At 34.3% G+C, this 13,707-nt stretch carries 13 protein-coding genes; 10 read left to right on the plus strand and 3 right to left on the minus strand.

From position 1 onward, the window contains the following. The first annotated feature begins 141 nt into the window (after positions 1–141). The 6 genes from MHI39_RS10805 (at position 142) to nth (ending at position 5,273) form a co-directional block, all read left to right on the plus strand. The gene (locus MHI39_RS10805; RefSeq protein WP_065107196.1) at positions 142–312 is read left to right on the plus strand and encodes a YpmA family protein; all 171 of its coding nucleotides are present in this window, start codon (positions 142–144) and stop codon (positions 310–312) included. Positions 313–321: 9 nt separating this feature from the next. Beyond that, a complete protein-coding gene (locus MHI39_RS10810; RefSeq protein ID WP_058002390.1) occupies positions 322–804 on the plus strand; it encodes a DUF5590 domain-containing protein in 483 nt (160 codons plus the stop codon). A 15-nt stretch (positions 805–819) separates the two neighbouring features. Next, positions 820–2,010: a pyridoxal phosphate-dependent aminotransferase gene (locus MHI39_RS10815; protein WP_058002391.1), complete on the plus strand. Its 1,191-nt coding sequence runs from the start codon at positions 820–822 to the stop codon at positions 2,008–2,010. A 145-nt stretch (positions 2,011–2,155) separates the two neighbouring features. Then, the gene (gene asnS / locus MHI39_RS10820) at positions 2,156–3,448 is read left to right on the plus strand and encodes an asparagine--tRNA ligase (RefSeq protein WP_058002392.1); all 1,293 of its coding nucleotides are present in this window, start codon (positions 2,156–2,158) and stop codon (positions 3,446–3,448) included. Between the two features lie 439 nt (positions 3,449–3,887). After that, on the plus strand, positions 3,888–4,586 hold the full coding sequence (locus tag MHI39_RS10825) for a DnaD domain-containing protein (RefSeq protein ID WP_058002393.1): 699 nt from the start codon (positions 3,888–3,890) through the stop codon (positions 4,584–4,586). A 36-nt stretch (positions 4,587–4,622) separates the two neighbouring features. Further along, the gene (nth, locus tag MHI39_RS10830; RefSeq protein WP_058002394.1) at positions 4,623–5,273 is read left to right on the plus strand and encodes an endonuclease III; all 651 of its coding nucleotides are present in this window, start codon (positions 4,623–4,625) and stop codon (positions 5,271–5,273) included. A 57-nt stretch (positions 5,274–5,330) separates the two neighbouring features. On the opposite strand, the gene MHI39_RS10835 is transcribed toward nth, so the two are convergent. Both MHI39_RS10835 and recU read right to left on the minus strand, forming a co-directional pair. Then, positions 5,331–7,988: a PBP1A family penicillin-binding protein gene (locus MHI39_RS10835; protein WP_342541234.1), complete on the minus strand. Its 2,658-nt coding sequence runs from the start codon at positions 7,986–7,988 to the stop codon at positions 5,331–5,333. Positions 7,989–8,133: 145 nt separating this feature from the next. After that, on the minus strand, positions 8,134–8,742 hold the full coding sequence (recU, locus tag MHI39_RS10840) for a Holliday junction resolvase RecU (RefSeq protein WP_278890792.1): 609 nt from the start codon (positions 8,740–8,742) through the stop codon (positions 8,134–8,136). Positions 8,743–9,366: 624 nt separating this feature from the next. Here recU and MHI39_RS10845 point away from each other — a divergent pair. The 3 genes from MHI39_RS10845 to MHI39_RS10855 all read left to right on the plus strand — a co-directional run bounded on the left by MHI39_RS10845 (position 9,367) and on the right by MHI39_RS10855 (position 10,653). After that, positions 9,367–9,609: a hypothetical protein gene (locus tag MHI39_RS10845; protein WP_058002397.1), complete on the plus strand. Its 243-nt coding sequence runs from the start codon at positions 9,367–9,369 to the stop codon at positions 9,607–9,609. Positions 9,610–9,683: 74 nt separating this feature from the next. Further along, the gene (locus MHI39_RS10850; RefSeq protein WP_058002398.1) at positions 9,684–10,049 is read left to right on the plus strand and encodes a YppE family protein; all 366 of its coding nucleotides are present in this window, start codon (positions 9,684–9,686) and stop codon (positions 10,047–10,049) included. 100 nt (positions 10,050–10,149) lie between these two features. Continuing rightward, positions 10,150–10,653: a YppG family protein gene (locus tag MHI39_RS10855; protein WP_058002399.1), complete on the plus strand. Its 504-nt coding sequence runs from the start codon at positions 10,150–10,152 to the stop codon at positions 10,651–10,653. Between the two features lie 160 nt (positions 10,654–10,813). On the opposite strand, the gene MHI39_RS10860 is transcribed toward MHI39_RS10855, so the two are convergent. Beyond that, positions 10,814–11,284 carry an Hsp20/alpha crystallin family protein gene (locus MHI39_RS10860; protein ID WP_058002400.1) on the minus strand — a complete coding sequence of 157 codons (471 nt, stop codon included), beginning with the start codon at positions 11,282–11,284 and terminating at the stop codon, positions 10,814–10,816. Positions 11,285–11,426: 142 nt separating this feature from the next. Between MHI39_RS10860 and MHI39_RS10865 the strand changes: the two genes are divergently transcribed. After that, entirely contained in the window at positions 11,427–13,685 is a 2,259-nt protein-coding gene (locus MHI39_RS10865) for a DEAD/DEAH box helicase (RefSeq protein ID WP_058002401.1), read from the plus strand. Positions 13,686–13,707 lie beyond the last annotated feature (22 nt).

Here is a 13,707-nt window from a genome sequence, read left to right on the forward strand (position 1 = left end):
GTGTGGATTAGAAAAATTTTTTGGTATATCGTCAATAAACACGGAAATGTTGTTATAATAAATTTGTGTTTCAGTATTTATATTGTGGCTATAATCGGTTACGATATTTATAACAATATTTGTTTTTGTAGGGGGATTATGATGGACAGCAAAATAGAAGTGCTATCAACTGTAAAGATTGAATACCAAGCTGAATTATACAAAATCGTTGATGCACTCAACAGAACATTAAAAAATCAAGATTTAATGTTCGGATTAGCATTAGATACTGAGGACCAAAGTAAAGCAGTATTTACAATATATCGTACATAGAGGGTTATTATGAAAAAATGGATTATCATCGCTGGATTATGTATTTTAGTTATTGTTGGGGTCAGTGTAAATGTATACTTCCAATCAATGAAGCCTATAAGCCATGCGAAAGATTTTGCAGAAAAAAAGGCAAGAGAAAAGGCGAATCTTACGTCTATGGATCAATTTTATCTGTATAATGGGGATATTACCTATTATGTAGCAGTTGGGAAACAAAAAAATGGGAAAAAGGTTGCTGTATGGATACCTGAAAAAAACAGTGATCAAATTACCATTGAAAAATGGTCAGATGGAATTTCAAAGTCTGAGGCAATTAATACAGTAATGAAAAAGGAAAAACCGGCTAAAGTACTAGGTAGTCGCTTAGGTATGTTAGATAAGGAACCGGTTTGGGAAATTTCATATCTTGATCATTCATCACGGTTAAATTATGCCTATGTGTACTTTTTAAAGGATAATGATAAAACTCCGTATATGATTACAAATATATAGAAAAGGTGAGGAGAAATGACATTACAACTAGCAAATCGTGTAAGTGCTCTTACACCATCATCTACACTAGCCATTACTGCAAAAGCAAAAGCAATGAAAGCAGAAGGAATAGATGTCATCGGACTAGGGGCTGGAGAACCAGACTTTAATACACCACAACATATTATCGACGCTGCAATAAAGGCGATGAATGAAGGACAAACAAAATATACAGCTACAGGTGGACTTCCTGAATTAAAGAAAGCTATTATTGGAAAGTTTAAAAAGGATCAAAATATTGATTATAAGCCTTCTGAAATCATTGTAACAAATGGTGCTAAGCATGCCCTTTATACACTTTTTCAAGTGATTTTAAATGAAGGGGATGAGGTCATCATTCCAATTCCATATTGGGTCAGTTATCCAGAACAGGTTAAGCTTGCTGGAGGAGAACCCGTATATATTAATGGAGAAGAAGCAAATCAATTTAAAATTACAGCAGATCAGCTGAAATCTGCTATAACTTCTAAAACAAAAGCTATCATTATTAACTCACCAAGCAATCCAACAGGTATGCTTTATACAAAAGAAGAGTTAACTGAATTAGGTGAAATTTGTTTAGAACATAATATTTTGATTATCTCTGATGAAATTTATGAAAAGTTAATTTATGGTGAACATACACATGTTTCAATTGCAGAACTTTCAACTGAATTAAAAAATCAAACAATCATCATCAATGGAGTTTCTAAATCACATTCAATGACTGGATGGAGAATTGGATATGCAGCTGGAAATGCACTAATTATCAAAGCAATGACAGACCTTGCCAGTCATTCCACCTCAAATCCGACTACTCCATCACAATATGGAGCGATTGCGGCATATAATGGTACTCAGGAGCCAGTAGAAACAATGCGAGAAGCATTTGAAGATAGGTTAAATAAAATACATCAACAACTTATTCAAATTCCAGGAGTAAGCTGTTTGAAGCCTCAAGGTGCTTTTTATTTGTTTCCAAATGTAATCGAGGCAGCTAAGCTAACAGGTTTTGATTCAGTGGATCAATTCGCGGAAGCATTACTTGAAGAGGCAAACGTTGCAGTCATTCCGGGTTCAGGCTTTGGAGCTCAAGATTATATTCGTTTATCTTATGCGACATCATTAGAATTATTAGAAAAAGCAATTGAAAGAATTCAACAGTTTGTAAAAAGTAAAATGAAATAAATCCATTCTATAAAATAGAGTATCCCCCTAATAAATAGGGGGGATTTTTAATTAATATTTTCCTTTTATATACTTGTTTAGTATAATAAGTTTGGATATAAAATGATATGAAGTGTAGTTTTTGAAGTTTTTGGAGGGAAGTAGATTGAAAACGACAATTAATGAAGTAAATAAATTCGTTGGACAAGACGTCACGATAGGTGCCTGGGTTGCCAACAAAAGATCTAGCGGGAAAATCGCATTTTTACAACTTCGTGATGGAACAGGGTTTATCCAAGGGGTTGTAGTAAAAACAGATGTCCCTGAAGAAGTTTTTCAAAAAGCAAAATCTTTAACACAAGAAACTTCTATTTATGTGACAGGAACTGTTCAAGAAGATAGTCGCTCATCTTTCGGATACGAGCTTTTAGTAAAGGATGTAGAAGTAATTCATGAAGCACATGATTTCCCGATTACTCCGAAAGAACATGGAACAGAGTTCTTAATGGATCATCGTCATCTTTGGTTACGTTCACGTCGTCAACATGCGGTAATGAAAATCCGTAATGAAATCATTCGCGCCACGTATGAATTTTTTAATGACAATGGATTTACTAAAATCGATCCACCAATTCTTACTGGAAGTGCTCCTGAAGGAACAACAGAATTATTTCATACAAAATATTTCGATGAAGATGCATACCTTTCACAAAGTGGTCAGCTATATATGGAAGCATCCGCAATGGCTTTAGGTAAAGTATTCTCATTTGGACCAACATTCCGCGCGGAAAAATCAAAAACAAGAAGACATTTAATTGAGTTTTGGATGATTGAACCAGAAATGGCATTTTACCAACATGAAGATAGCTTAAAAGTTCAAGAAGAATACGTTGCTCATATTGTTCAATCAGTTCTAAAGAATTGCAAATTAGAATTGGAACGATTAGGTAGGGATACTTCTAAGCTTGAGCAAGTAAAGGCACCGTTCCCTCGTATTGAATACGATGATGCTCTTAAGCTTCTACATGAAAAAGGTTTTAATGATATTGAGTGGGGCGACGACTTTGGTGCACCACATGAAACAGCAATTGCAGAATCATTTGATAAACCAGTCTTTATTACGAATTATCCAACTTCATTAAAGCCATTCTATATGCAACCACATCCAGAGCGTCCTGAAGTTGTTCTATGTGCTGATTTGATTGCGCCTGAAGGCTATGGGGAGATTATTGGTGGTTCTGAACGTATTTATGATTATGAATTAATGAAGAAAAGAATCGAAGAACATGGCTTAGGAATAGATGCATACCAATGGTATCTTGAATTAAGTCAATATGGAGCGGTTCCGCATTCAGGTTTTGGATTAGGACTAGAACGTACTGTAGCTTGGATTTCTGGAGTTGAGCATGTTCGTGAAACAATTCCATTCCCACGTTTACTTAACCGACTTTACCCATAATTAACGAATTAAAAGGTTGTGTCTAATAAACACAGCCTTTTTTCTTTATTTCGATAGACATTACATTGTGGATATACAGGAAAATCAAGGGACAGATTTTCTTGGAAAGTCTAGGAACATGACTTTCCTTTTTAGGGAAAATCAAAGGGCAGATTTTCTTGGAAAGTCTAGGAACATGACTTTCCTTTTTAGGGAAAATCAAAGGGCAGATTTTCTTGGAAAGTCTAGGAACGTGACTTTCCTATTTAGGGAAAATCAAAGGGCAGATTTTCTTGGAAAGTCTAGGAACGTGACTTTCCTTTTTAGGGAAAATCAAAAGGGCAGATTTTCTTGGAAAGTCTAGGAACGTGACTTTCCTATTTAGGGAAAATCAAAGGGCAGATTTTCCTTGTTCCATATTTGTAATACTTCCTTTATACTTACTTATGAGGTGTACAAAATGGATAAGGATTTAATTTTATCATGGATAGAGGATGGGATGATTCAGATTCCTCGACTTTTAATGGTTAAATATAAACATATTGGTTTAAACGAAACTGAATTAGTTTTGTTATTGCAGGTTTTTTCCTTTTTAGAAAAAGGAAATGATTTTCCTACCCCGGCACAACTTTCAGAAAGAATGACGATTCCTGATGGCATGTGTGCTTCATTGTTAAGAAGATTAGTTCAGAATCAATATATTAGTATTGAAGAAGGGTATTCCGAAGAGAATATACGTTATGAAAAGTACTCATTAAAACCTCTATGGAGTAAATTAATCGATGAGTTTACATTTGAAAAGAAACAAGCTGAACTAGAACATAATTTACATGAAGAAACGAATCTATATACAATTTTTGAACAGGAATTTGGAAGACCATTATCTCCTCTTGAATGCGAAACTTTGGCGATGTGGCTTGACCAAGATCATCAAGATCCATCTGTAATAAAGGCAGCTCTAAGGGAAGCTGTTATTTCTGGAAAATTAAATTTTCGATATATTGATCGAATATTATTTGAATGGAAGAAAAACGGAATTAAAACAATTGAACAAGCAAAGGATTATGGTAATAAATTTCGTCAGCAACGTAAAAAAACTACGCTCGTTCAAAAAAGTGATTCGAAAACCATCCCTTTTTATAATTGGTTAGAACAATAATAAATTACTTAAGAAATAGTCAAGGTGGAACGAAAAATGTTAAATATGCAGCAAATTCGATTTTGCTTAGATGAAATAGGAAAAATGTTTCCCGATGCACATTGTGAATTAAATCATTCTAATCCTTTTGAACTTGTCATTGCTGTTTCACTTTCAGCACAATGCACGGATGTTCTTGTTAATAAAGTAACTAAATCTTTATTTGAAAAATATAAGACCCCCGAAGATTATTTAGCTGTTTCTTTAGAAGAGTTACAAAATGATATAAGATCTATTGGTCTATATAGAAACAAAGCGAAAAACATTCAAAAATTATGTAGCATGCTTATTAATGAATATCAAGGGAAGCTTCCGGAGGATAGAGATGAATTAACAAAACTTCCTGGTGTCGGACGAAAGACAGCTAATGTCGTCGTTTCAGTAGCATTTGGTATTCCTGCTATCGCCGTAGATACACATGTTGAAAGGGTGAGTAAAAGACTAGGAATTTGCAGATGGAAAGATAGTGTGTTAGAAGTAGAAAATACATTAATGAGAAAAGTTCCAAAAGAAGAATGGTCTCAGACTCATCATCGCTTAATTTTTTTTGGTAGATATCATTGTAAGGCACAAAATCCGCAATGTGACATTTGCCCTTTATTAAGTGTTTGTCGGGAAGGACAAAAACGAATGAAGAAGAGGGAGTAACCATATAATGAAAAAAGTCATCTAATCAGATTTGATTAGATGACTTTTTTGTATTAATTATGGTGTTTCGGTTCCGCTACCTGGATCTGGATTTTCTTGATTACCTCCTCCATTGTCATTGCCGCTGCCATTTCCATTACCAGGACCATTACCATCGCCAGGACCATTACCATTCCCATTACCAGGTCCGTTTTCGTTACCAGAACCATTATCATTCCCATTACCAGGACCATTTCCATTATCAGAACCGTTATGTTCCCCATTGTCTTGATCTTGGTCACCATTATCACCATTATCATCGCCATTTCCTAATTCATCAGGATCTGGGACTTTTATAGTGATAGTAGCTGATTTACTTGTTTGATCACCTAATATAGCTTTCACTTCAATTTGGTAGGTTCCACCAGGCTGTGGATTGGCTATTGATAATGTTGTATCCTTCGTATTTCCATAGGATTGTTTACCTTCATTATTAAGTGAACCAGATATTTCAAAAGAAACCCCTTCAGATATTTTTGGATGATTCCAATTGACAATTATTTGATTGGTTGCTTGATCATAGGTTCCGTTTAAATTTGTAGGAGCTTCTAATTGCTCATATCTATGTGAAACTTGACTTGGTTCATTATGACCTCGAACAAATAATTCATATGAAATACTTCCAGAAGGAGTATATTCACTTGCTTTTTGTGGTGGATTTGTTCCTTTTTCAATCGGAATCTTCACAACACTTTTTGGCATTTTGAAATCAGGTGTGTTTTTCCCTTCAGATACATGTTCTATTAGGTTTTTAAAGATGAGCTGTGAGATTTTTTGTTCATTTGGTGTTAAATAATATTTAAAGTTCCCATTCTCATCTTTGGAACTATCATATCCTGTCCAGATAGCTGCAGTGTAATTAGTTGTGTAACCTGCAAACCATGAGTCAGGGCTGGCACCAGCAGGTATATTATATTTTGCAACATCATCGTCACTAAAATTAGTGGTACCTGTCTTTCCTGCAACTTCTAGCCCAGGGATGATTGCTGAGCGACCAGTTGCACCTGGTTTTGAAGATAAAACATCTTTAAGCATATCTGTAATCATATACGCAGTATAATCCTTCATTGCAACTTTTGGTTCAGGATTTGTTTTAACAATGGTTTCCCCATCTTGTAAGACAATTTTTCTTACGGTATGTGGTTTATTATAAATACCATTATTACCGAATGCTGCATAGGCTCCTGCCATTTTTAGTGGGGATAATTCAAGTCCACCACCAATTGCGGATGAGGGTACTAGTTCTGAATCTTTTAATCCTAAACCTAAGTTATTGGCAAATTCTTTTGCTTTGTTTGGACCTACTTCTGCCCAAGCTTTAGCTGCTGGAACATTTCGGGAACGGTATAAAGCTTCCCTCATTGACATTGGTCCTAAGAAACGGTTGTCAAAGTTGTTTAATTTAACTGATGTTCCTTCATAATTATATGGTTCATCTACGATTTGATGATAGGTGGACCATTGTTTTTCCTCGATTACTGGGCCGTAATCTAATATCGGTTTGATTGTAGAACCCGGTGAACGCTTGATATCCACTGCTCGATTTAATCCACGTTGAACTTTTGGATTTCTTGCTCCACCTACAGCACGAATTTCTCCAGTTTTCGTATCCAATAATGTTATACCCGCTTGGAACATATCATCCGGATATTGCACAATATCATTTGAATTTAAAATTTGCTCTGTATATTCTTGGGCATCTGTATCTAATGTAGTATAGATTTTTAAGCCATCAGAAAATGGATTATAACCCATCGCTTCAACTTCATCAATGACCATGTCCATGAACGCATCATATTTATTTTGAGCAACATTGTTGACATTGGTCTGTTTTTTAAGTCCTTTTGTAACAGGCACCTTTTTCGCTGCTTCCATTTCCTCTTTAGAAATTTTCTTATGTTGGTACATTAACCCTAAAACAACATTTTTTCGTTTTTCAGCCAAATCTGGATGTTCAAATGGATTATAGTTATTTGGACTCTGCTGTAGTCCCGCAATTAGTGCAATCTGCGGTAGGGTTAATTTATCTAATGTCTTTCCATAATAATATTTAGAAGCAGTTTGGATTCCATGAATTCCAGCTGACATATAAATTTTGTTCACATACATCTCGAAGATTTCTTCTTTTGTGTATTGGCGTTCAAGCTGTAATGAAAGCCATGCTTCTTGTGCTTTACGTTCTAGTGTCTTTTTATTAGTCAAAAAGGACATTTTCACTACTTGCTGGGTGATCGTGCTCGCTCCTTCAGAACCGAATCCACGTGTAACATTGGCAATAACAGCACCACCAAGTCGAATTGGATCAATCCCATGATGCTTAAAGAAACGAGAATCCTCAGTAGCGATGATTGCATCCTTTACTTTATCAGGAATTTTATCATAGGCAATATAGTCTCGTTTTTTTGCGCCGATCGTTCCAGCTGATTTACCGTCCATCGCTAACACCTCAGAAGCGATAGGATCTTTTAATTGGGTTTTATTTAAATGTGGTGCTTTACTTGCATAATAAGCGAATGTTCCAACACCTGCCAAGAAAACAACAACACAAATTAGAAATAAACTTAATATGAATTTCTTAAATATAGAACGTTTTTTCTTCTTACCTTTTCCTTTTTTATTTTTAACAGCTTCCTGCTGTTTTCTTCGTTCCTCACGTGTTTGGTATTTTTCAGCCATAAACAAATTTTCCTCTCTTTCCTTTAGGCTGTTTTTAAACATTGATTATTGCTTAAATGATAGTTTTTACTATTATGTTTAAATAAGCAACAAAAATTTTAAAAAAAGCCGATCTAAACCAAATATTGATTTAGAAGTGTAAAACTTAGATTATAAAAATCTTTTTTACCGTTTGAATATAATCAATTCGAGGGTGAAGGCCTAATGAGATAGGATGTCCAACTTCTTCAATTTCCTCTTTTTTTATAGATTTTCGCCCACCATTTAGCATTCGATCCCAAAAGATGAATAAATCTGAACTCGGTAATAAAAAGACTTCTTCAGTTTTTGCAAAACGAAGTATAACAAAGGATATTCCATTATGTGCAACTACTTTTTTCATGTGTTCGATTTGATGTTCATGAAAGTTCTGTAATGGAAAAGATGTTGTATTATTCGTTTCCTTTGCTTCAAAATCAATATATCTACCTTGATAGACTCCATTATAATCGGTTGTTGATGGTTGTTTAAAATACGCCTCTTTAATAACTGCAGTACTTCTTGACTTATAATCAACATGGACGATCTGTACCGGAGTAGGTTTTTTATGAATAACAGCAATCTCATTTAGTAAATAATATTGATTCGTTACATTTAAATCGTCTTCCAACGTCATCCCTCTATTACTGTATGAAATACTCTTCGAAGCGATAGATTTATTTATGCCCGTTTTGTTCATCGTATATTGTTTTCCATTAGGGTATCGAAGATCCATTCATCCTCACCTCACAAACTAAATTATATCATAGCAGAAAACTAGACAGATTGGGTGAATAAAAAGTTTGATTTCTTGCCAATATAACGTTAGATTGCGTAAAATGGTTGTTTTTCAAGGGAAAATAGTGATTTTTTGCTGCTTCTTATTAGTATTCGACGAATAGCAATCACCATTTGTTTCATTTATTTAAAATTTAGATGTAATTTTATTACAAAATAATAAAAAGGTTGATCCAATTTCGTCATTTGGATCAACCTTTTCCTATTTCGTAATAGCTACATAAATGTATGAATCACTAGAATTTCTATAATTAAGTTGAGGGACGATTTGGCCCAGATAATTTAGGATTTCCGTTACCAGCTTTCGTTTTAGAACGTTCTTCTTTTTTACGTTGATTTTTAAGTTCTTTATTCATTATTTTCCACCTCCTAGAACCTATTTTGCACCAAAGACTGTTCTCCATTCATTGATAAAGAAGTTTATTCTTTTGTCGAATAGATTAAAATGCATTGTTCGTTTAACACTTTCTTTGACGAATCAGTTCTAGTTTTGTCATGCATGGAGGTGATTAGAAGATTAGGAAGAATATATAGCGTTAAAAGAATCTTAGGAGGCGTTGATATGTTATTAAAGGAAGAGATTTTAGCAAAGCTTGAGGAATGTGAACAGTTATTAGAGAAGCTAGAAAAATGTTTTGACGCAGAAATCAAAAAAGTAAGAAAAGAAATCATATTGAGGGCTTCTGAAGATCACTCCATTTTAGAAGCTAAACTGAAACGTCTTGAAAAGAAATTCAAAATTAAAAAACTGTCAACTTCGATAAACATTAAAAATGAACAACCAAAGTTGCAGCAGCTTGGTTGAGTTAGTCTTTTTGACCTTAGTGGTGACTCCAGCGTATAATTGCATTAGTTAGTTTCTCAGGAGGAATAATGCGAATGTACGAAAATGACTTGATACATTTAACAAATAAATTAATAGAATTAAATGATTATGCCTATCATTCATATAATCAAGTTAGAGAAAAAGGGGAACAAGGGGATTTCTATCAAGATGTTAAACCGTTTGCAGATCAAGTAAGAGATGCTTGTGAACAATGGTTGCCCTTGGCAATTGCTTGGCTAAATGAGGTTCAGCCAAAACACTTACATCCAATACAGTTAAAAAATACAAGTGAAAATCTTCAAATGGTTTCAGTTAAAGCCTTTTATCCAGACTCTAGTTTAAAAAAATTTAAAAGTCATATTCAATCTGTAGACTATGTGTTGAAAAGACTGTTGGAGGAAACCAAAAAAAATAACTGATGAGTCAAACCCTGCCTTTTTATTTTTTTCTTAGACATATCACCATTTTTTTTACCATTCATATTGTGGTAGTAAAGATTGTCATCTGGAGGAAAAAGTGATGAAAGGTTATAATCCATATATGAACTATTTACCATTACGTAATTATCAACCGCAAAATCATTCATATCATGCACAGGGTATTCCTCATATGCAAGCATATAATCAGCCGAATATACCATATCAACATCCATACGGACCTTACCATTACAATGGGATACCACCATTTATGCAAAATGAAAACAGTCCATATTATCAACAACCGGGTTATGAACAGAATCATAGTCCGCAGCCGAACATTTTTGATAACCCGCTTCAAACAAAAGCAACGTATCAAAGCAATAAACAAAATCAAATGTTAAATCAATACGTTCATCCATATCCTCAAGGGAATCATTTTAAACAACCACAAACAGGTGGGATTAATTCACTGATGAACTCTTTTAAATCACAGGATGGTTCGATTGACTTTAATAAAATGGTCAACACAGCTGGGCAAATGATGAATGCAGTTAACCAGGTGTCAACGATGGTGAAAGGGCTAGGGGGACTCTTTAAGCCTTAGAGTTCCTGGCCTTTTTGCTTTTTTATTTATTCATCTAGTAAAAACTAGATTTGATTTTTGTGTTTTTCGACGATTGAAAAATATTGTTTTACAAATATCATATAACAGCTAAATAGTTAATAACGGAATCAGCTTATTTTCTGATTCCGTTTTAATATGTTTATTCTATTCTTAATCGTTTCCCTTTTTCCTTTGGTACTTTAATCGTTAGTAAGCCATCTTCATAGGTTGCCTTGACTTTATCTTCAATAATCGGTTGCGGAAATGGAATGGTTTTAGAGGATCGTTGGATTGAGCTTTTATTAAAAAACACATTTTGGGACTGATCTTCTTTTGTAACTTTTTCATTATTTTCGACTGTAATCGTAATATACTTAGGAAATATACCAATATCTATCTGATCCTTTTTTATGCCAGATAATTTTGCGGTGATAATATATTTATCATCTAATTCAGTTAAGTCAATAGGGAAACCACTGATTGGAAATGGCGAGGAAAAAAAATCATCAATGCTTTGAAGAAAGCCTTTCACTGGCCTTTCCTGGAAAAGTTCATTCATAGATCGAAAAAAGTCTTGAAAAGGTTCGTGGAACAATCCCTTTTTAGGTTCTTCAGGTAATTTCTCTGTCATCTTAATAAAAACTCCTCTCTGTAAGATTTAAATACCAACTTTATCTATTGTATAATATGATGTTTTTGACAATGAGTACCAATAAAAAACACTAGGAAAACGAACATTTATTCGCTAAAATATAGAAAGAGGTGTGTAGAAAATGAAACGTCGAAAAAATTTACAAGAGGTCATCCAAGGTTTAAAAGAGGATGTTCATATAAATAAGCAAATTATTCATTGGCATACATTAAATTCAAAAGAGGCACAAACTACTCCGTTTCCAAATAGAATTCATCCATTATTAAAAGAATCATTAAATCGCAAAGGAATTTCTGAACTATATACGCATCAGAAATCGTCGTTTGAACTGGCAATGCAAGGGAAGAGCTTTGTTGCTGTTACACCAACAGCGTCCGGAAAGACTCTCTGTTATAATTTACCAGTTATCCAAACGATTCTCGAAGAACCAACGTCTCGAGCATTGTATATGTTTCCAACTAAGGCACTTGCTCAAGATCAAAAAAGTGAGATAAATGAGATTATTGATGAAACAGGACTAGACATTAACAGTTATACATATGACGGAGATACACCGTCAAGTATCAGGCAGAAGGTAAGAAAAGCTGGACATATTGTGATTACTAATCCTGATATGCTCCATTCCGCTATTCTCCCGCATCATACAAAATGGGTCGCTTTTTTTGAAAATCTTAAATATATAATTATTGATGAATTACATACATATCGAGGTGTATTTGGGAGTCATGTGGCAAATGTCCTGCGAAGACTAAAGCGAATTTGCACGTATTACGGTAGTAACCCTGTATTTATTTGTACTTCTGCAACTATTGCAAATCCAAAAGAATTAGCAGAAGGATTGACAGGAATGCATATGGAGCTAATCGATAATAATGGTGCACCTAGTGGGAAGAAGCATTTTATTTTTTACAATCCTCCAATCGTAAATAAGCCTTTAAATATCAGAAGAAGTGCTACATTAGAAGTGAGTCATCTTGCTAAGCAATTATTACAGCAAAAAATTCAAACAATTGTTTTTGCGCGTAGTCGAGTTAGAGTTGAAATTATATTGACCTATTTGCAAGAGGTTGTAAAACATGAATTGGGTTCTAAATCCATACAAGGATATCGGGGAGGATATTTACCTTCACAAAGGAGAGAAATCGAAAAAGGACTAAGGAATGGAGAGATTATTGGTGTAGTAAGTACAAATGCATTAGAACTTGGAGTAGATATTGGTCAACTCCAAGTATGTATTATGACAGGGTACCCTGGAACAATTGCCAGTGCATGGCAACAAGCTGGGAGAGCAGGAAGAAGACATGGAGAATCATTAGTAATAATGGTCGCAAGTTCTTCACCACTCGATCAATATATTATTGAACATCCTGAGTATTTTCTACATCAATCACCCGAAACCGCTAGAATTAACCCAGATAATCTGATTATCCTTGTTGATCACATTAAATGCGCTGCATATGAATTACCTTTTAAAAAGGGAGAAACATTTGGTGATGTTGAAATTGAAGATATTCTTGAATATTTGGTAGAAGAAAGAGTCCTTCATTATCGAAGTGAAAAATGGAATTGGATGAATGATTCCTTTCCAGCACATAATATTAGTTTACGTTCTGCTTCACAGGAAAATGTTGTAGTGATTGATTATACTGAAACAGCAAATGTGAAAGTAATTGGTGAAATGGATCAATTTAGTGCAATGACCCTTTTACATGAGGAAGCAATTTACCTTCATCAAGGAATTCAATACCAAGTGGAGAAACTAGATTGGGAAGAGAAAAAAGCGTATGTAAAGGAAGTTGAAGTAGATTATTATACCGATGCTAATTTAGCCGTACAATTACATGTGCTAGAAGAGGATAAACATAAATATATTCATAATGGTGAAGTGAGCTATGGAGATGTCACAGTCCAAGCCATGGCAACTATTTTTAAAAAAATTAAGTTTAATACACATGAAAATATTGGCTCTGGTCCTATCAATCTTCCTGAGCAAGAATTGCATACAAGTGCTACTTGGTTTACGTTTGAAAGTGAGTTATCAGAAAGTAAATTAGAAGAAGGTTTAATTGGAATTTCACATGCATTGAATTCAATTGTTTCTTTATTTGTTATGTGTGATCCTCAGGATATTCACGTGGTACCACAAATCAAAGCTATTCACAATGAAAAGCCAACCATCTTTTTGTACGACCGTTATCCGGGGGGTGTGGGCTTAAGTGAAAAGGTATTTGAAAATATAAAAGAAATCATAAGCAAGACGACTGACATGATATCTCAATGTCCATGTGAAAATGGTTGCCCATCATGTATTGGGTTAGATGGAACTACTTCACGTTCTAAAAATATCGCATTACATCTATTATCACATTTTAAGGAATAGATCCCTATCGAGGTGAAATGAC

This window comes from Heyndrickxia sp. FSL K6-6286 (assembly GCF_038630395.1).
GTDB lineage: Bacteria > Bacillota > Bacilli > Bacillales > Bacillaceae_C > Heyndrickxia > Heyndrickxia oleronia.